Origin of the sequence: Aromatoleum toluolicum, assembly GCF_012911005.2 — a bacterium.
Lineage (GTDB): Bacteria > Pseudomonadota > Gammaproteobacteria > Burkholderiales > Rhodocyclaceae > Aromatoleum > Aromatoleum toluolicum.
On the sequence record NZ_WTVS01000084.1, the window covers coordinates 1 to 20,184 of the forward strand.

The 20,184-nt window shown below is 64.3% G+C and carries 15 protein-coding genes; 9 read left to right on the forward strand and 6 right to left on the reverse strand.

The window, feature by feature from the left end; translation table 11 throughout:
* Positions 1-152: 152 nt before the first annotated feature.
* The 5 genes from GPA27_RS24570 to folE2 all read left to right on the forward strand — a co-directional run bounded on the left by GPA27_RS24570 (position 153) and on the right by folE2 (position 5,508).
* Positions 153-629: a methylenetetrahydrofolate reductase C-terminal domain-containing protein gene (locus GPA27_RS24570; RefSeq protein WP_169143066.1), complete on the forward strand. Its 477-nt coding sequence runs from the start codon at positions 153-155 to the stop codon at positions 627-629.
* Positions 626-1,654: a methylenetetrahydrofolate reductase gene (locus tag GPA27_RS24575; RefSeq protein WP_169143067.1), complete on the forward strand. Its 1,029-nt coding sequence runs from the start codon at positions 626-628 to the stop codon at positions 1,652-1,654. Before GPA27_RS24570 ends, GPA27_RS24575 begins: the two co-directional genes overlap by 4 nt.
* Positions 1,651-2,565: a dihydropteroate synthase gene (locus GPA27_RS24580; protein ID WP_169143068.1), complete on the forward strand. Its 915-nt coding sequence runs from the start codon at positions 1,651-1,653 to the stop codon at positions 2,563-2,565. Before GPA27_RS24575 ends, GPA27_RS24580 begins: the two co-directional genes overlap by 4 nt.
* Positions 2,566-2,662: 97 nt before the next feature.
* The gene (locus GPA27_RS24585) at positions 2,663-4,708 is read left to right on the forward strand and encodes an ASKHA domain-containing protein (protein ID WP_169143069.1); all 2,046 of its coding nucleotides are present in this window, start codon (positions 2,663-2,665) and stop codon (positions 4,706-4,708) included.
* Positions 4,705-5,508: a GTP cyclohydrolase FolE2 gene (gene folE2 / locus GPA27_RS24590; RefSeq protein WP_169143070.1), complete on the forward strand. Its 804-nt coding sequence runs from the start codon at positions 4,705-4,707 to the stop codon at positions 5,506-5,508. The genes GPA27_RS24585 and folE2 overlap by 4 nt, the downstream gene beginning before the upstream one ends.
* 22 nt (positions 5,509-5,530) lie before the next feature.
* Here the strand turns inward: folE2 and GPA27_RS24595 are convergent, their stop codons facing one another.
* The 6 genes from GPA27_RS24595 to GPA27_RS24620 form a co-directional block, all read right to left on the reverse strand.
* Positions 5,531-6,223 (reverse strand): hypothetical protein, encoded by a 693-nt coding sequence (locus GPA27_RS24595; RefSeq protein ID WP_169143071.1) that lies wholly within the window; start codon positions 6,221-6,223, stop codon positions 5,531-5,533.
* 75 nt (positions 6,224-6,298) lie between these two features.
* Positions 6,299-7,504 (reverse strand): MFS transporter, encoded by a 1,206-nt coding sequence (locus tag GPA27_RS24600; RefSeq protein WP_169143072.1) that lies wholly within the window; start codon positions 7,502-7,504, stop codon positions 6,299-6,301.
* Positions 7,505-7,626: 122 nt separating this feature from the next.
* Positions 7,627-9,189 (reverse strand): trimethylamine methyltransferase family protein, encoded by a 1,563-nt coding sequence (locus GPA27_RS24605; protein WP_169143073.1) that lies wholly within the window; start codon positions 9,187-9,189, stop codon positions 7,627-7,629.
* Positions 9,190-9,721: 532 nt separating this feature from the next.
* Positions 9,722-11,275, reverse strand: coding sequence for a BCCT family transporter (locus tag GPA27_RS24610; RefSeq protein WP_169143074.1), 1,554 nt, complete (start codon positions 11,273-11,275; stop codon positions 9,722-9,724).
* A 284-nt stretch (positions 11,276-11,559) separates the two neighbouring features.
* The gene (locus tag GPA27_RS24615; protein ID WP_169143075.1) at positions 11,560-12,774 is read right to left on the reverse strand and encodes a hypothetical protein; all 1,215 of its coding nucleotides are present in this window, start codon (positions 12,772-12,774) and stop codon (positions 11,560-11,562) included.
* Between the two features lie 389 nt (positions 12,775-13,163).
* Positions 13,164-14,417 (reverse strand): MFS transporter, encoded by a 1,254-nt coding sequence (locus tag GPA27_RS24620; protein WP_211165216.1) that lies wholly within the window; start codon positions 14,415-14,417, stop codon positions 13,164-13,166.
* Positions 14,418-14,992: 575 nt separating this feature from the next.
* Between GPA27_RS24620 and gbdR the strand changes: the two genes are divergently transcribed.
* The 4 genes from gbdR (at position 14,993) to dgcA (ending at position 20,081) form a co-directional block, all read left to right on the forward strand.
* Entirely contained in the window at positions 14,993-16,162 is a 1,170-nt protein-coding gene (gene gbdR / locus GPA27_RS24625; RefSeq protein ID WP_169143077.1) for a choline metabolism transcriptional regulator GbdR, read from the forward strand.
* 280 nt (positions 16,163-16,442) lie between these two features.
* Positions 16,443-17,420 carry a dipeptidase gene (locus GPA27_RS24630; RefSeq protein WP_169143078.1) on the forward strand — a complete coding sequence of 326 codons (978 nt, stop codon included), beginning with the start codon at positions 16,443-16,445 and terminating at the stop codon, positions 17,418-17,420.
* Between the two features lie 55 nt (positions 17,421-17,475).
* Positions 17,476-18,003, forward strand: coding sequence for a DUF5943 domain-containing protein (locus GPA27_RS24635; protein ID WP_169143079.1), 528 nt, complete (start codon positions 17,476-17,478; stop codon positions 18,001-18,003).
* 14 nt (positions 18,004-18,017) lie between these two features.
* Entirely contained in the window at positions 18,018-20,081 is a 2,064-nt protein-coding gene (gene dgcA / locus GPA27_RS24640; RefSeq protein ID WP_169143080.1) for a dimethylglycine demethylation protein DgcA, read from the forward strand.
* The last annotated feature ends 103 nt before the right edge of the window (positions 20,082-20,184 follow it).

Here is a 20,184-nt window from a genome sequence, read left to right on the forward strand (position 1 = left end):
ACCCCAACCCTCCCCTTGAAGGGGAGGGAGCGAAAGTGCAGCACTCAACCTGACATCACGTAATTGCTTATCGGGTTAACAGAACACCACGCACAACAAGCATCCAACGGGCGCGCGAGCGCACCCGAGGCAGCCGAAGAAGGAGACATTCCATGTATGCAGTACGCCGGTGGGTGGTCCGTCACTCACGGGGCTTCGAGTTCATCTACAACGTGTTCGAGCCGGTCATCGCGTGCCTCGACCCGGTGTGGCGCGGCATCGGCTATGCGCGTGTGGAAAAGCCGGTGACGGCCGTCGAGCGCGCCGTGAAGGGCTTTCTCTTCGACTGCAAGATGTGCGGCCAGTGCGCGCTCAGTTCGACAGGAATGTCCTGCCCGATGAACTGCCCCAAGAACCTGCGCAATGGTCCCTGCGGCGGCGTGCGCGCCAACGGCCACTGCGAGGTCAAGCCCGAGATGAAGTGCGTGTGGGCCGAGGCCTGGGCCGGCAGCCAGCACATGAAGAACGGCAGGAAGATCCACGTCGTGCAGAAACCGGTGGACTTCCGCCTGCGCGACACCTCGTCGTGGCTGCGCGTGGTGCGACAGATCGCAGCAAAGCGCATGGCCGCGCAGGGAGAGCAGAAATGAGATTCGACGACGAACCGACACCCGGCGAAGCGCTGCCGATCCTGCCCGGCCACGTCTCGCCGGGCCGCCTCGAGCGCGTGCTGCGCGCGGGCAAGTTTGCGGTGACGTCCGAGATCGACCCGCCCGATTCGGCCGATCCCAATGAAGTGTTCAAGCGCGCCGCGATCTTCGACGGCTACGTCGACGCGATCAACGCCACCGACGGTTCAGGTGCGAACTGCCACATGTCGAGCGTCGGCGTGTGTTCGCTGCTGACGCGCCGCGGCTACGCGATGGTGATGCAGATCTCGTGCCGCGACCGCAACCGCATCGCGATCCAGGGCGAGATCCTCGGCGGCGCGGCGATGGGCGTGGCCAACATCCTGTGCCTGACCGGCGACGGCGTGCAGGCGGGCGACCACCCGCAGGCGAAGCCCGTGTTCGACCTCGACTCGATGTCCCTGCTCGAGATCGCCCGTGGCATGCGCGACGACGCCCACTTCGAGAGCGGGCGCAAGCTGGCTGTGCCGCCGCGCGTGTTTCTCGGCGCGGCGGAAAATCCCTTCGCTCCGCCCTTCGACTGGCGGCCGCACCGCCTTGCGAAGAAGGTCGCCGCAGGCGCGCAGTTCATCCAGACCCAGTATTGCTACGACGTGCCGCGGCTCAAGAGCTTCATGGCGCAGGTGCGCGACCTGGGCCTGCTCGAAGGGCCGAACCGTGTCTTCATCATGGTGGGGGTCGGCCCGCTCGCCTCGGCCAAGAGCGCCACCTGGATCCGGGAACACGTTCCGGGTGTGCACATCCCGGACAGCGTCATCAAGCGCCTGGCCGGCGCCGAGAAGCAGAAGGCCGAAGGCAGGAAGCTCTGCATCGATCTGATCCAGGAAATCCGCGAAATCGAAGGCGTCAGCGGCGCGCATGTCATGGCCTACCGCCAGGAAGAGGCCGTCGCCGAAATCATCGACAAATCCGGCGTACTCGAGGGACGGGTTCCCTGGTATCCGGGTCGTGACACTCAAACCGAAAAACAGAGGATGGAAGCATGACCGACACCGTTATCAGCTCGCACAAGAAGGAAGTTGTCATCGGCTTCGAGCGGCCCTTCGTCGTCATCGGCGAACGCATCAACCCCACCGGGCGGAAGATGCTGGCCGCCGAGATGGCCGCCGGCGACTTCTCCCGCGTCATCGCCGACGTCCAGGCGCAGCTCGAAGCGGGCGCGCACATGCTCGACGTCAATGCGGGCATCCCGCTCGCCGACGAGCCGGCGATCCTCGCCGAGACGGTCAAGCTCGTGCAGTCGCTCACCGACGTGCCGCTGTCGATCGACTCCTCGATCGTCGCTGCGCTCGAAGCCGGATTGGCGGTCTATCAGGGCAAGGCGCTGGTGAACTCGGTGACCGGTGAGGAAGATCGGCTCGAGGCGGTGCTGCCGCTGGTCAAGAAATACGGTGCGGCGGTGGTCGCGATCAGCAACGACGAGACCGGCATCTCGCAGGATCCCAATGTGCGCTTCGAGATCGCCCGCAAGATCGTCAATCGCGCGGCCGACTACGGCATTCCGGCCTGCGACGTGATCGTCGATCCGCTGGTGATGCCGATCGGGGCGGTGTCGACGGCGGGTCGCCAGGTGTTCGCGCTGTGCCACCGCCTGCAGAAGGAGCTCAAGGTGAACACCACCTGCGGCGCCTCCAACGTGAGCTTCGGCCTGCCCAACCGCAACGGCATCAACGCCGCGTTCATGAGCATGGCGATTGCCTCGGGCATGACCTCGGCAATCACCAATCCGCTTCATGCCGAAATCATGACCGCGATCATGGGGGCGGACGTGCTGATGGGCCATGACCAGGACTGCATGCGCTGGATCCGCAAGTTCCGCGAGGTGCCGCCCGCCGGTGCCGACGGCGTCGAAGCGCGCGGCCGGCGCGAGACGCGTCGCCGCCGCGTCGAGGCCTGAACCGGGACGCTGCCCGTGTAAAAGCCCCGACAACAGGGGATGCACGCCGCGGGCCGCTGCCCTACCCAATTTTCGCCTCCAACCCCAACAGGAGAGCATGGTGAGCCAGGACGCCCTCGTCGTATTCACCCCGTCCGGACGGCGCGGCCGCTTCGCGGTCGGCACGTCCGTGCTGCAGGCCGCGCGCTCGCTCGGCGTCGACATCGACTCCGTGTGCGGCGGTCGCGGCCTGTGCGGCCGCTGCCAGGTCGTGCTGACCGAGGGCGAGTTCGCCAAGCACGGGGTGCATTCGTGCGCCTCCAACCTCAGCGGGCACAGCGAAAACGAGCACGCCTGGGAAAAGACCCACGGCACTCTGAGCGACGGCCGGCGCCTGAGCTGCTCGACGACGGTGCTCGGCGACGTCGTCATCGACGTGCCCGCCGACAGCCAGGTGCACCGCCAGATCGTGCGCAAGCGCGCCGAAGTGCGCGACATCGAGCTCGATCCCGCGGTACGGCTGTATTACGTCGAAGTGCAGCAGCCGGACATGCACCTGCCTTCGTCCGACCTGCGGCGCCTCAAGGAGGCGCTGGATTTCGACTGGCGACTCACGAACCTGCAGGCCGATGTGCGCGTGATGCAGGAACTGCAGTCCGCCTTGCGCAAGGGCGACTGGAAGGTCACGGTCGCCGTGATCGACGGCGAGCGCATCATCGCCGTGTGGCCGGGCCTGCGCGAAAAGGTCTACGGCATGGCGGTGGACGTCGGCTCGACGACGATCGCCGCACACCTGTGCGACATGCAGACCGGCGAGGTCGTCGCCTCCGCCGGCAGGATGAATCCGCAGATCCGCTTCGGCGAGGACCTGATGAGCCGGGTCTCCTACGTCATGATGAAGCCGGGCGGGGACCACGAGATGACGCACGAGGTGCGCGTCGCCCTCAACGGCCTGGCCGCCGAACTCGCCGCCGAGGCCGGCATCGGCGTCACCGAGATCCTCGAGGCGACCTTCGTCGGCAACCCGATCATGCACCACCTGCTGTTCGGCATTAACCCGGTCGAGCTGGGCGGCGCGCCATTCGCGCTCGCCACCGACGAGGCGGTGACCGGGCTGTGGGCGACCGAGATCGAACTGCATATCCACCCCAATGCCCGCATCTACGCGTTGCCCTGCATTGCGGGCCATGTAGGCGCGGACACCGCGGGGGCGATCCTGTCGGAGACCCCCTACCTCACCGACGCGATGACGCTGATCGTCGACGTCGGCACCAACGCCGAGATCGTCCTGGGCAATCGCAAGCGTCTGCTCGCTGCCTCCAGCCCCACGGGGCCGGCCTTCGAAGGCGCGCAGATCAGCTGCGGGCAGCGCGCGGCGCCCGGCGCGATCGAGCGCGTGCGCATCGACCCCGCGACCCTGGAGCCGCGCTTCAAGGTCATCGGCTGCGAGCTGTGGTCGGACGAGCCCGGATTCGCCGACGCGACCGCTGCGACCGGCATCACCGGCGTCTGCGGCTCCGGCATCATCGAGGTGATGGCCGAGATGTATCTGGCGGGGGTCATCGATCAGGACGGCGTGATCGACGGCGCACTCGCCGCGCGCAGCCAGCGCGTGCAGGCCAACGGCCGAACCTTCGCCTACACCTTGTTCGAGAGCGAGGCGCGCACGCTGCAGATCACGCAGAACGACGTGCGCGCGATCCAGCTCGCGAAGGCGGCCTTATATGCCGGCATCCGCCTGCTGATGGACAAGCTTGGTGTCGCGCACGTCGAGCGGATCAGCCTCGCCGGCGCTTTCGGCAGCCATATCGACGTCAAGTACGCGATGGTCCTCGGCCTGATCCCCGACTGCCCGCTCGAACACGTCGCCTCGGTCGGCAATTCCGCGGGGACAGGGGCGCGCATCGCGCTCCTGAATCGCAGTCGTCGCGAGGAGATCGAGGGGGTCGTGCGCCGCGTCGACAAGATCGAAACCGCGGTGGAGCCGAGCTTCCAGCAGTACTTCGTCGACGCGATGGCGATCCCGCACAAGTGCGACCCCTTTCCCAACCTGCGCGCGGTCGTCGAACTGCCCGCAGCCGCGGCCAGCGAGCGGGCTGCGGCAGGAGGTCGATCGCGGCGCGGACGGCGCGAGCGGCCGCTCACCGAAGGAGCCGGAACATGACGGAAATAGTGGCACTCGACGACGTCCAGAACTCGGAGGACGAGCGCCGTCTCGCGATCGACAAGGTCGGCATCAAGGCGATCCGCCATCCGGTGCGCGTGCGCGACAAGAGCGACGGCGTGCAGCATACGATCGCCGAATTCAGCATGTACGTCGGCCTGCCGCAGCATTTCAAGGGCACGCACATGTCGCGCTTCATCGAGATCCTGAACGGCAACGAGCGCGAAATCACGGTCGAGTCGATCGGGCCGATGCTGCGCGAGATGGTCGCGCGCCTGGAAGCCGAGACGGGCGTCATCGAGATGTGCTTCCCGTACTTCATCAACAAGGCTGCGCCCGTCTCGGGCGTGCAGAGCCTGATGGACTACGAGGTGACCTTCATCGCGGAGCTGCGCGAAGGCGGGGAGTACGTGTTCACAATGAAGGTGGTCGTGCCCGTGACCAGCCTGTGCCCGTGCTCGAAGAAGATCTCCGCGCACGGCGCCCACAACCAGCGCTCGCACGTCACCGTGACGGCGCAGACACGCGGCTTCCTGTGGATCGAGGAGCTGGTGCAGCTCGTCGAGAGCCAGGCCTCGTGCGAGCTCTACGGCCTGCTCAAGCGCACCGACGAGAAGTACGTCACCGAGCGTGCCTACGAGAACCCCAAATTCGTCGAAGACATGGTGCGCGACGTGGCCGGGCTGCTCAACGCCGAAAAGCGCATCGAGCGCTACGTCGTCGAGTCGGAGAACTTCGAGTCCATCCACAATCACTCGGCGTACGCGCAGATCGTCGGCGACAAGCGCAGCACCGTCTGACCCGATCGATTTCTCGAAGGGCTCAGAGGTAGCGTTCGATCGCCCCGCGCGACAGCGCATAGTGGTACTCGATCTGCGCGTCGCAATAGCGGTGCTCGCTGCCGACCGGGCAGTTCGTCCGCGCGAGGCAGGTGTCGGCGCACAGCGAGCCTGGCTGCCGCCGGTAGCCGATGCAGCGCTCGAGCGAGTATCTGCCCGACGCCATCGCGTCCGCCGGGCAGGCCGCGACGCACGGTCGCCCGGTGCAGGCGTTGCACGGAGACGGCGCCACCGCCGGTGCGGTGACGGGCAGTTCGGAGTCCGCGAGCATCGCCACGCGGTACGCGAACCAGCTCCCCCAGCCGGCCTGAATGCCGACCATGAAGGGGGAGGGGTGGTGCCAGCCCGCGAGTTCCCCGAGGCGCTGCAGATCGACCAGACGATCGCCCGGGTAGATCACGCGAAGGCGCCGGCCGGCACATTGGGTGGCAAACCACTCCTCGACGCGGGCGATGCTGAAGTCGTCGATCGGGTTTGCAGTCTGCAGCCCGGTCGCCTGTACCGATTCCCACAGCTTGCGGCCCGCATGCCCTATCAGGATGAGCTGGTGAAATCCTTCGCCGTCGTCCACCTGCGCACGTAGTCGCGTCGCAAGTTCGGCGGGCAGCGCATCGAGATCGAACACCGCCTGCAGGTTCAGGCCGACCGCATCGAGCGCGGCAAAGCTGACTGACATCTCATCCCCTTTCTGACCGTCAGATGACGGATGTGATTGTACGGCCGAAGGTGTCGCCCTCCGGCCTGCACCGAATCACGACGGCGTCCTGGGCAAGGCAAGGGTGATCAGGAACTGGAGCAGGAGCAACAGGCCGGCAGCCAGGTAGATCGGCGCGAACGAGTCGAAAATGTCCTTGAACAGGCCACCCACAAGGTTGCCGCACACGCCGCCTAGGCCGATCAGGACGTTCGCGATGCCGAAGGCGCGGGTGAGTTCGCTCACCGGGACCAACTGCCCGATGTAAGTCGGCACCAAGCCGAAGATGGGATAGAAGGCCAGCGCGAAGAGGACGCCGGCGAGGTAGAAGACGGGGACCTGGTCCATCGAATAGATGAGGCCGCTGCCGAGGCAGGCAGTGACGAAGCACAGGGCGAGGGCTGCACGGGTCCCCACGCGATCGGCGATCCACCCCCCCAGGAAGCCCGAGGCCATGCCCACCGCTCCGATTGTAGACCACACCATGCCGGTCTCCGCTGCGGACATGCCCAGTTCGTCGCGCATGAAGGGGGCGAGGTAGGTCTGGAAGGGCAGCAGCGTCAGGCCGTTGAGGAAGGCGAGCACCCACAGCAAGTACAGCGGGCCGGGGATCCGGCGGTCGACGCGTGCGGCGTTGCCTCGCCTGTGGGGCGCCGCAGCGACCTCGACGTCGGACGTGTTGCGCAGGAAGAAATAGGCACAGACGCAGAGGGATAGCGAGAGCAGGCCGGCCGTGAGCCAGATCGACCGCCATCCGCCCGCGGCCATCAGGAAGCTCACCAGCAGGCCATTGATGAAAACCCCGTAGCTCGTTCCGCTCGCGACCAGGCCCATCACGCGTGCCCGCTTGCTCTGCGGAACGTTCCTCGTGACGATCTCGGCCAGGGGCACGTAGGCCGAGGCCGAACACCCGCCCTGCAGGATCAGCAGCGCCGCCGACAGCAGAATGTCGTCGCTGATGCTCAGGCCCAGCAGCGACAGGGCCGTGACGAAGGTCGAGCACAGGCTGATCTTCCAGCCTTCGCAGAACCGGCTGAGGTAGCTGGTCACGAAGGAGAAAGCCAGAAAGCCGATCTGGGCGCCCCCGGTGATCAGACCGACCGTGGCATAGTCGAATCCCAGATCCCGGCGCATGTCGACGACGAGGTTGGCAAAAAGGTAGACCCCGAATCCGTAGGTGCTCGCGACGAAGCCTGTCAGCAGTGCCGCGAGGGTCATTCCGCCGGGCCGCGCCACCGCGGCTGTCGCCGTATATGCCGCCATGGTTGCGATGCTGTTTCCGAAAATGGTCGTGGGGCGAAAGAGTGAATCTCCCTCTTGCGTTCGTTGCCCCTTATCCCGAGCTTCGCCCGGCGGCGGCCATGCGCCTGCCGCCGGGTGGCCGCTCAGATGTTCGAGTCCGGGAAGGACTCCTTGCGCCGACGCATGTACGCTTGCAGGGCTTCGTCGACCCCCGGGTCGATCTCGGGCGCCTCGTACTCGGCAAGCATCCGCTTCCAGCGCGTGTTGGCGCGCTGCGCCATGTCCTGCCGGCCCTCGGCGTCCCATTGTTCGAAGCTGTTGTTGTCGGCGATCGGCGAACGGTAGAACGCGTTCTCGAAGTTCGCCTGCGTGTGGGCGCAACCGAGGTAATGCTTGCCGGGGCCGACCTCGCGGATCGCGTCCATGGCCTGGCCGTTCTCGGACATGTCGACACCGCCCATCAGCGTCTGCATCATGCCGGCCTGGTCGGCGTCCATGATGAACTTCTCGTAGCCCATCGCCAGACCGCCTTCGAGCCAGCCCGCGGTGTGCAGCGCAAAGTTCACCCCCGCCAGCGCGGTCGGCAGCAGCGTGTTGGCGCTTTCACTCGCGGCTTGCGCATCGGGGATCTTCGACGCCGTCAGCGAACCGCCGGAACGGAAGGGCACGCCGAGGCGGCGCGCGAGGTTGGCCATCACGTACAGCACCAGCGCCGGCTCCGGGGTGCCGAAGGTCGGCGCTCCCGACTGCATCGACATCGAGCTGGCGAAGCTGCCGAACACCACCGGCGCGCCGGGATTGACGAGCTGGACGAAGGCCATGCCGGCCATCGCTTCGGCTAGCGTCTGCGCGGCAGTCCCGGCGACCGTTACCGGCGACATCGCACCGGCGAGGATGAACGGGGTGACGACGCAAGCCTGGTTGTTGCGCGCGTAGACCTTGGCGGCGCCGAGCATCGTGTCGTCGAAGGTCATCGGCGAGTTGGCATTGATCAGGTTGATCACCGCGGTGCGCGGCTTGCCCGTTTCGGGGTCGATCCACTGGTCGCCGAACAGGATCTTGGCCATCTCGACCGTGTCCTGGGCGCGCTCGGGGTGCGTGACCGAGCCCATGAAGCACTTGTCGGAGTACTTCATGTGGCTATAGACCATGTCGAAGTGCCGCTTGTTGACCGGCAGGTCGACCGGCTCGCAGATCGTGCCGCCGGAGTGGTGGAGGCTGGGCGACAGGTAGGCGAGCTTGACGAAGTTGCGGAAGTCCTCGATGTTGCCGTAGCGGCGGCCGTCGTCGAGGTTGTGGATGAACGGGCAGCCGTAGGCGGGCACGAAGACGGTGTTGGCCCCACCGATGCGCACGCTGCGTTCGGGGTTGCGGGCGACCTGCGTGAACTCGCGCGGCGCATTCTCCTGGATCAGCTTGCGGCACATGCCGCGCGGCATGCGCACCCGCTCGCCTTGCACGTCGGCGCCCGCATCGCGCCAGATCTGCAGCGCTTCGGCGTCGTCGCGGAAATCGATGCCGATCTCTTCGAGGATGGTGTCGGCATTGTGCTCGATGATCGCGAGTCCCTCTTCGTTGAGCACCTCGTAGTAGGGAATCTTGCGGCTGATGTACGGGGCCAGCGTGCCTTGCCCGCGCGAGCGCGCCGCCCGGCGTGCCTCGCTTCCGCTGCGACCGCCGCGGCGGCGGATCTCGGTAGTGCTCATTGTCTCGCTCTCCATGGGTGTGTTTGGGAGGATCGGTACCCGCAGTATGTGGATTGCGGCGGTCCTCTCGCATGGCACGAAGCGACGCGCGAATAGTCAATTGCGCCACGCACGGGCCGGCACTTCGAATGCCGGACCGAAGTTACGGAAGGGGGGCGCGCGATTGCATCAAGAGACCGTCTCGCCACCAACAGATCAGCGTGCGAAAAAGGGCCGATGCTTCGGCGTGGGAATATCCACGGTCTTGATTCCCGGGCAGTGAGCAAGGCCGCGCGGGTCCGGTCAGCCCGTTTGCCGGGAAGCGAGGTCTCGCGACGGCCAGCGACAGGTCCGATCGGCCACTTTGCGCCCGCGCCGTTGTCTCTTGCTCCTCGACCGGTTCCGCGGTCGCGGATGTGGTCGCCAAGCAGGCGACGACGACAGCCGCGCACAGCGCAATGGCATATCCGCGCTTGCGCATGCTATCCATTTCAGTCTCCGGAGTAGGCTTGGCGGCCGGATATGCTCGCGGCGCCCGAGGGCGCCGCATTCCTCACATGTAGTGCGCCTGATGCAGGGCCTTATAGAGTCCGACCATCATTACGAGCAGTACGACGGTGAAGGGTAGGCCCGCGGTGACCGCGCCGGCCTGCAGGGCGTCGAGTGCGTCCTGCCCACCGGCCCACAGCAGGACTGCCGCGATGACGCCGCCCAGGCAGGCCCACATCACCTTTTGCTTTCGCGGGCCATCGACTTTGCCCCCGGCGGTGATGCAGTCGATCACCAGTGCGCCGGAGTCGGCCCCGGTCACGAAGAAGATCAACACGAGTACGACTGCCAGCGCCGAGGTGAAGGTACTCAGCGGCATGTGCTGGAGCATCTCGAACAAAGTCACCGACACGTCACCGATTCCGTTGGCGAGTTCTCCGACGCCGCCGGCCGACTGCGCCAGCGCGTTGCCGCCGAACGCGCTCATCCAGGCGAGCGTCACGAGGGTCGGCACGATCAGCACCGCCGTCACCATCGCGCGAACCGTACGTCCCTTGGAGATGCGCGCAATGAAGATGCCAACGAAAGGCGACCATGAGATCCACCACGCCCAATAGAACACGGTCCAACCGTGAAGCCACGATTCATCCTCGCGCCCGATCCAGTTCGACAGGGGCAGCATGTAGTCGATATACGCCGTCGCGGTGGTGCCAATTCCCGTGACGAACAGGCCGATGCCGCCGGCAACAGCGACGAACGCCATCAATGCGATTGCGAGCACCATGTTGATATTGCTGGCGACCTTGATCCCGCCGTCGATCCCCCGCCAGACCGACAACAGCGTCAGCCCTGTCACGATCACGATGATCGCCATCTGGAGTTCGAGCGAGTTGTCGATACCGGTGAGAAAGTGAAGTCCGCTGGCGGCCTGTTTCGCACCGAGACCGAGCGAGGTGGCAAGACCGAAAATCGTCGCCAGAACCGCGAAGATATCGACAAGGTGACCGGGCCAACCTCGCACCTTGTGGCCCAGCAGCGGGAAGAATGCGGAACGCAGGGACAGCGGCAAGCCCCTGTTGAACGTGAAGAAGCCGATCGCGACTGCAACGACAGCGTAAATCGCCCACGGGTGGAGCCCCCAATGGAACATCGTCGCGCCCATCGCTGCCGTCGCACCCTCCGCCGTCCTGGCGGGGGCATTGAGGGGGGTGCCGGACCATCCGGTGTAGTAGGCGACCGGTTCGGCAACGCTCCAGAACATCAAGCCGATGCCCATGCCGGCCCCGAACAGCATGGAGAACCACGACACCGTCGAATACTCGGGCCGTGCGCTGACGCCTCCCAGCCTTACCTTGCCAATCGGAAGCACAATCAGCGCAAGGCAGAAAACCACGAACGCGTTGGCGGCAAACATGAACAGCCAGTCGAAATGTTCGATCGCCCACGTGCGTGTGGCAATCATTTGTGCATTTGCAGACGCCGGGTCCAGCAGCGCATAGAAGATGAAGAGAAGAGTGAAACCGGCCGAAATCGGGAACACGGGATTATGAAAGTCCATGCCCCATAACTGCTTGTTATCCATGCCCGGCTGTAAAGCCAGGCTTTGACTGACGCTCATCGAGTTGTCTCCTTTGGTGTCGTTATCGGCAGCTTGTCGGCCCTTTGAGGGCCGGGCGCTCTTTCTGGCGCACGACGTATTGTTCGCGCAGGCACTGCCGGGGAGATGTCAGGATGCGACGTCATTCCGGCAAAATTCGTCATCGCCTGTCTCGCCGGAACGCGGAAAATTGGAGCCCGCTCCTTGGCTGATCGATGGTAGTCCGGATTCGATAAATGGACGACGTGGGAACAGGCCTGGGCCTGTTCCCACGGTCGCGGGAGCGCTGCTCAATCGCTAGAGGGTTAGAAGTAATAGCCGATGCTGGCGTTGAATCGACGTCCCGTGGTGTTGGAAGAGCCGCCGGCGGCCAGTGCATCGCCATAGACCGGCGAGAGATAGGGCTGATTCTTGCCGATGGCGTAATCGAGCATGATCCACCAGCCCCCGGTGCCGAATTCGATACCCGTGACGTTCTGGGTGCTCTTTTCGTACCCGGAAGCGGATTTTCTCAACTGGCTCCAGTCGTTGTAGACGCGGAAGTTGCTGAACGGTCCGATCGAGCCGGGGATCTTGTAGCTGAGGCTCACGATGTCGATGTTGCCCTTCGCCGCCATGCGGTTGGTAAAGCCATAGGATCCGATGATCACGCAATCGTCATTGCACGCAGACCACCAGTTGCCATCCACCGAACCGTTGCCCGAGAATTTGTTGCGATAGCTGATCGTTTCGAGCTTCACGCCGAAATTGCCGAACTCGCCGGTATAGTGAATCGCCTGGGCATTTCGACGTCCGCTGGACAGTTCCGATTTCGTCGCGGCCAATTGCCCGGTCAATACGGATACACCAATCTCCGATTTGCCACCGCCCAGTCCGAACTCGTAGGCAAGACGGCCGACAAAGGTGTTTCTCTCCTCGCGGCCGTAGGTTTTCATCAGGTGATTGCTGTACCGCAGCGAATCGTACCCGTCGAGGACGGACATGTTGTCCGCGGCGCCGAGCATATGGCCGCCGTCCGAGGGGAAGAAACCCAACATGGTGCTGAAGCCGCCGTCCTTGCGCAGGTATTTGATGCCTAGGGCGTAGGTATCCTCGAACCCGGCGTAGTACGCCATGGACTCGAAAAAGTTGTGCGAAGCATATTTCAGAGCGCCAAAAGGCATCAGATCCTCGCCGACGTGAAACTCGCTCTTGTCGGAGAATTTAAGGCCCGCCCAGAGATATTCGTTCATCAGCAGGCTTGCACCCTCGTCGGCTCCAGTCTGACGAGTCGAGTAATGGTAAAAGCGCTCCCGGCCGGACGAAATGAATTTGCCGTCGTCGTAGGTGTAGCCAAGCCGGACGGTGTCGAACTCGAACGTCCCTTTGCGGTCCGGGTTCCAGTCGAGGTGCTCGAATCGGATTCTCGCTGCGCCGTCGAATTTAAGCGGTGACTCGGCAACCTGCGCCCCCGCACTGGCTGCTGACAGGACCCCCGCAATGGCGAGCGTTGCAGACGATACAAAACGCGAAGACTTCATTGACTTCCTCCTTGGTAGTTAGCCATTACTGGTCTAGTTATCAGCAAATACGGCCAATGCATTGCGCCGGGTACAAACGAAATCGCTCCTCTTCGAAGCTGTTATGCAATACGTCGATTTGCGAAAAAATGAGGCTGAAGATTGGGCAGGAGGGAATGCGCCCGCAGGGTGGCTGAATGAAACAGGAGTGCCCGCCGCGGTTCAATAGAGGCGACGCACGGAGACTGTTCGAGGTCGCAAGGGGAACATTGCTGCGATGCAGTCGACCGGAAACGTATGGATCGCGAAGCGAACGCCGCGCGGATGCGACGCGCCGGAGATTCGCGCGTCAGGAGAATTGGCGCGAATCCCGATGCCGCTCCGGGCGTCGGGATTCCGCCTGTGCTACGTCAAACGGTTTCGGAAGTAACCGGCCGTCGTGCCGCGGCGGCTGCCGAGTCTTCAGCCGATTCGTCGATCGGATCCGGGGGCGGCATGATCTCGAGCACTGTCGCCGATGTTCTGACCATCGGTACGCAATGTGCGTGCTCGGTAATCTCGTCCGGGGAACGGCGGGCGGCCAGCCAGGCAATCAGCGCGAGCAGGGTGTGCGTCGCGACGAAATGGAAAGCCAGGGCCGACGTGCCCATCCATGCCATCGACAGACCGACGGCGAGCGGGCCGATGGCTGCACCGATCCCGTGAAGCAGCAGCACGGCACTGGAACCGCCGACGACCTGCTCGGGTGAGAGATGATCGACCAGATGCGCCACCGCCATGGGGTAGATCGCGAACCCGAAGCCGCCGAAAAGGGCGATCGCGACGATCGCCGCATCTTGCCCGAGACCCGGCACCAGCAAGGGGGCAGCCGACAGCGCGGCGAGCGATGCCGTGACGGCCAGCACCTTGCGACGGTCTCCGCGGTCGGACAATACCCCGAGCGGCCATTGCAGGAGGGCGCCCCCAAGGATGCTGGCACTCATGAACAGCGCGATCCACGTATCCCCATAACCGGCACGCGACGCGTATACCGGCCCCATGCTGGAGAAGGCGCCCAAGGACATTCCCGTCATGATGGCGCCGGCGGCGGCGACGGGCGTCCCGCGCATGATGCGCAGCACGGAAAAGGAAGCGCCGCGATGGACGGACGGCTGTGTCATGCGCGTGGCGGTGACCGGCATCACGGCGAAACAGACGAACAGCGCAGACATCGCAAATAGGGCCAGCGTATCGGCCGAGTCGAGCCGCAGGATCTGCTGTGCGGCCGCCAGTGAAACCTGATTGACGACCATGTAGATGGCGAAGATCCGCCCCCGAAGTGCAGCGGGTGTCTGGTCGTTGAGCCAGCTCTCGATGAGCATGTAGAGCGCGACGATCGCGGCACCAGCCAGCACCCGCAACGCGACCCAGACGACAGGCGAGACGATCAGGCCGTGGAGCAGGGCGACGCCCGCGATGCCGGTCGCGAAAAAGGCGAATGCGCGAATGTGCCCGACGCGCTCGATGAAGGGCCGTGCAAGCAGGGTGCCGACAAGGTAGCCGGCAAAGTAACCCGAGCCGAGCAGTCCGAGAAAAGCATCGCTGAACCCTTCCTGATTGCCCCGCACGGCGACGAGCGTGCCGAGCAGCCCGTTGCCGATCAAGAGCAGTGCAACGCCGCTCATGAGGCTGGCGATCGGAAGTGTGTGTGCGAGCATCTCTGTTGTGCGCCAGTGTCGGGTGAAGCGTCGTTGGGGCGACGTCGGCTGGGGGCGATTTGTAATCGCTCCAAGCTAACACAAGCGCAGGAGGCGTTTCCAGACAGGTGGGCAGGGGCCGGGCGAGAGGTGCGTAAATAATTGAAAGGGCACGATGTTCCGGTGATTACCACCTTCGTACCAGAATTCTCGCCGGCACTGCCACGGCTGCTTGCCCTCCGATGAAACGCCGGGTGGAGTCACCCGTTTTGTGGTCCCATGGAACGTGCGTGACGCATTTGGAACAATAACTGTCGCAATTGACAAAATGGAGGTCTGGAGGCCGGTTAGATTAACCCTGCGCGCGTTGCCGGTATTTCTTCACCGGGATTCGACGACGCCGCATGCGCACCCTGTGACGGGAAGGGCGACTGGAAGTCGATCTATGACTTTCGATCTACCGATCAAGGCGCGCAGCCGTGGTACGCGAGGAGCCTTCGTAATAACTGATCGGCCGACAACAGAGCGGCCGGCACATCACACCAGTCTTGGTGGAGGGGCGTATGAATCGGGAATTCAATAGCGCGCGCGCGGCCCGGGCCGTCGAGCGAGGCGGCGTGCCGCGTCCGACGCGGATCGGCTTTCTGCTGCTCGACAATTTCACGCTGATCGCACATGCAGCGGCCATCGAGCCTCTGCGCATGGCCAACCATTTGAGCGGGGAAGAGTATTACCAGTGGTTCACCCTCAGCGAGGCGGGTGATCCGGTGCGGGCAAGCGACGGCCAGCGAATCTTGCCGGACGCGCCGATGGGCGACGCGCAGGACCTGGACATCATCATCGTCTGCGGCGGGGTGGCACAGCAGCAGGCGGTCCACAAACCGCATCTGAGCTTCCTTCAGGCGCAGGCGCGACGTGGCTGCATGATAGGCGGCGTGTGCACCGGCACGTGGGCTCTGGCGCAGGCCGGACTGCTGGATGGTTATCGCGCCAGCATTCACTGGGAGTGCATCTCCGGGCTGCAGGAGGCGTTTCCGAAAGTGCTCGTGACGAACCGCCTGTTTACGATCGAGGCGAACCGGCTCACTGCCTCCGGCGGCACGGCGCCGATGGACATGATGCTCAACCTGATCGGCAAGCAGCACGGGCCCGAACTGATGGCCGCCATTTCCGAAATGTTCATGTGTGAACGCATTCGCAACGACAAAGAACAGCAGCGCATCCCGCTCAGGCATGTGCTGGGAACCTCCCAGCCCAAACTTCTGGAGATCGTCGCCCTGATGGAGGCGAACATCGAAGAGCCGCTGGAACTCGAGGATCTGGCAACCATCGCCGGCATCTCGCGCCGCCAACTGGAGCGGCTGTTCCTGCGGCACCTGAACTGCTCGCCTTCGCGGTATTACCTGACGATCCGGGTCAATCGCGCGCGCCAGTTGTTGCGGCAGACCTCGATGATGATCATCGAGGTGGCCACCGCCTGCGGATTCGTATCGACCCCGCATTTCTCGAAGTGCTACCGCGGATTCTTCGGCGTGCCGCCGAGCAGCGAGCGGACGATCGAGCCGGTGCCGCGCGGGGTCAGGGGGCGTCGCAATGTGTTCGTCGCCGACGAGAGCGTCGACGCCCAGGATCGCGTCCTGCCATCTTCGACCGCTGAGCTGGCGTTGATGGCGGCAAGGGGCGAATCGACCTACGGGAGCCTGATGCGCGTGCCACATCACGCCCTGTGCTGAAGTTGGTTCCTGCCGGCTCCCCGCGTACCGGGGAGAGAAGCCGGCAGCCGTAGGCATGCAGCCCGTCCTGGACCGATCGGTCCTCGACGGGCTTTTTGATTCCTGAAACCCGGTCGCGACAAGCCAAGCCGTCCGTTACGCACCCGCACCGCACACGGCTTGTCCCGACGCGCATCGAAATGACGCATTTTGGCTCGTCCCCGTCGCTTCCCGTGCGATAGGGCTTTTGGCCGGAACGCTATTCTCCAACTCACGAATAGCGCCAGCCAAGGAGCCGTTGATGAATGCCAGGGAAGTTCACGACAGTGCCATCGTCATCGATGGATTGATCATTGCGAAGTGGAACAGGGAACTGTTCGAGGACATGCGCCGGGGCGGCCTGACCGCGGCGAATTGCACCGTTTCGGTGTGGGAAGGATTCCAGGCGACGATCGACAACATCGTGATGGTCAATCGCCTGATGGCGGACAGCACCGACCTGGTGATGCCCGTGCACACAGCCGCCGATATCGGCAAAGCGAAGGATGCCGGCAAGACCGGAATCATCCTCGGCTTCCAGAACGCCCATGCGTTCGAGGACAAGCTGGGCTACGTCGAGATCTTCAAGAAGCTCGGCGTGGGCATCGTGCAGATGTGCTACAACACCCAGAACCTCGTCGGCACCGGGTGCTACGAGCGTGACGGCGGGCTGTCGGGCTTCGGTCGCGAGGTCGTCGCCGAGATGAACCGCGTCGGCATCATGTGCGACCTCTCGCACGTGGGCGCGAAGACCTCCGAGGAAGTCATCCTCGAATCGAATAAGCCGGTCTGCTACTCCCACTGCCTGCCGTCCGGCCTCAAGGAACATCCGCGCAACAAGTCCGATGCCGAGCTGAAGTTCATTGCCGATCACGGCGGCTTCGTCGGCGTGACGATGTTCGCCCCCTTCCTGAAGAAGGGCATCGAGTCGACGATCGACGACTACGCCGAAGCCATCGAGTACGTGATGAACATCGTCGGCGAGGACGCGATCGGCATCGGCACCGACTTCACGCAGGGCCATGACCAGACCTTCTTCGAGTGGCTCACGCATGACAAGGGCTACGCCCGCCGCCTGACCAACTTCGGCAAGATCGTCAATCCGCTCGGCATCCGTACCGTCGGCGAATTCCCCAACCTGACCGAAACGCTGCTGAAGCGCGGCATGTCCGAGCGCGTCGTGCGCAAGGTCATGGGCGAGAACTGGGTGCGCGTCCTGCGCGATGTCTGGGGCAAGTGACGCTCCACCCCCAGCCCTGCCTCCTGCCCATCCAATACCCCGGAGTTCAATACAAATGAAGACCACCCCGCAACTGCCCATCGAAGTCGATTCCGAAACCGGCGTCTGGACCACCGACGCGCTGCCGATGCTGTACGTGCCGCGCCACTTCTTCATCAACAACCACAAGGGCATCGAAGAGGAGATCGGCGCCGAGCGCTATGCCGAGATCCTCTACAAGGCCGGCTACAAGTCTGCGTGGCACTGGTGCGAGAAGGAAGCGGCGCTGCACGGCCTCTCCGGTGTCGCGGTGTTCGAGCACTACATGAAGCGCCTGTCGCAGCGCGGCTGGGGGCTGTTCTCGATCGAGGCGATCGACCTGGAGGCCGGCACCTGCCGCGTGCGCCTCGACCACTCGGCCTTCGTGTACGAGTACGGCAAGGTCGGTCGCAAGATCGAATACATGTTCACCGGCTGGTTCGCTGGCGCGATGGACCAGATCCTGGCCGCCGCCGGCAGCCCGCTTCGCACGCTCGCCGAACAGGTTCAAAGCGCCGCCGAGGAAGGCTGCGACTACGGCGTGTTCATCACCCGCCCGCGCTGAAGGAGTCAAAGGCAATGGCACAGTTCGACGCCCTTTTCCAGCCGATCCAGATCGGCAAGCTGACCATCCGCAACCGCATCGTCAGCACCGCGCACGCCGAGGTCTATGCGACCGATGGCGGCATGACCACCGAGCGCTACGTGAAGTACTACGAGGAAAAGGCCAAGGGCGGTATCGGCCTGTGCATCTGCGGCGGCTCGTCGGTGGTCGCCATCGACAGCCCGCAGGGCTGGTGGAAATCGGTGAATCTCGCGACCGACAAGATCATCCCGCATTTCCAGAACCTCGCCGATGCGATGCACAAGCACGGCGCGAAGATCATGATCCAGATCACGCATATGGGCCGGCGCTCGCGCTGGGACGGCGAGAACTGGCCGCATCTCGTGTCGCCGTCGGGCATCCGCGAGCCGGTGCACCGCGCGACGTGCAAGACGATCGAGCCGGAGGAGATCCAGCGCATTATCGGCAACTATGCGCAGGCCGCGCGCCGCGCCAAGGAAGGCGGGCTCGACGGGGTCGAACTGTCGGCGGTGCACCAGCACCTCATCGACCAGTTCTGGAGCCCGCGCGTGAACCAGCGCACCGACGAGTGGGGCGGCTCCTTCGAGAACCGCATGCGTTTCGGCATGGAGGTGCTTAAGGCGGTGCGCGCCGAGGTCGGGCGCGACTTCGTGGTCGGCATGCGCATCTGCGGCGACGAATTCCACCCGGACGGCCTCACCCACGAGGACATGAAGCAGATCGCAAAGTACTACAGCGACACCGGCCTGCTCGACTTCATCGGTGTGGTCGGTTCGGGCTGCGACACGCACAACACGCTGGCCAACGTGATCCCGAACATGAGCTATCCGCCCGAGCCCTTCCTGCACCTCGCGGCCGGGATCAAGGAAGTGGTGTCGGTGCCGGTGATCCACGCGCAGAACATCAAGGATCCGAACCAGGCTCAGCGCATCCTCGAGGGCGGCTACGTCGACCTGGTGGGCATGACGCGCGCGCACATCGCCGATCCGCACTTCGTGAACAAGATCAAGCTCGGCAAGGTCGACCAGATCCGCCAGTGCGTCGGCGCGAACTACTGCATCGACCGCCAGTATCAGGGTCTCGACGTGCTGTGCATCCAGAACGCAGCGACCTCGCGCGAGCACCTGGGGTTGCCGCACATCATCGAGAAGTCGAGCGGGCCGAAGCGCAAGGTCGTCGTCGTCGGGGGCGGACCGGCCGGTATGGAAGCGGCACGCGTCGCGGCCGAACGCGGCCACGACGTGACGCTGTTCGAGAAGAAGGACGCGCTCGGCGGACAGATCTCGATCGCCGCACGTGCGCCGCAGCGCGACCAGATGGCGGGCATCACGCGCTGGTACCAGCTCGAGCTCGCGCGCCTGAAGGTCGACCTGCGTCTCGGAGTTGGGGCCGACGCGGCGACGATCCTCGACGTGAAACCGGACGTCGTCGTGCTGGCGGTGGGCGCCAACCCGTTCCTCGAGCAGAACCCGCACTGGGGCGCCGCCGAGGGCCTGGTCGTCAGCAGCTGGGACATCCTCGAAGGCAAAGTCGCACCGGGCAAGAACGTGTTGGTCTATGACACGATTTGCGAGTTCTCCGGCATGTCGGTCGCGGACTACCTCGCCGACAAGGGCGCCAAAGTCGAGATCGTCACCGACGACATCAAGCCGGGTGTGGCGATCGGCGGAACGACCTTCCCGACCTACTACCGCAGCCTGTACCCCAAGGAAGTGATCATGACCGGGGACCTGATGCTGGAGAAGGTGTATCGCGAGGGCGACAAGCTGGTCGCAGTGCTGGAGAACGAATACACCGGCGCGAAGGAAGAGCGGGTCGTTGATCAGATCGTGGTCGAGAACGGCGTGCGGCCCGATGAGGCGCTGTACTACGAACTCAAGCCCGGTTCGCGCAACAAGGGGCAGGTGAACATCGAGGAGCTCTTCGCGATTCAGCCGCAGTCCTGCCTAGCCGAAAAGGGCGACGGCTACCTGCTGTTCCGCATCGGCGACTGTGTCTCCCAGCGCAACACCCACGCGGCCATCCTCGATGCCCTGCGTTTGTGCAAGGATTTTTGAGAAAAGGACGTGCGGGCCGATGCGGGCGCAGTTCTGCAAGTCACGCGGCATTAAAGTCGTGAGTCGGGATGTGCTCCCTCCCCTTCAAGGGGAGGGTTGGGGT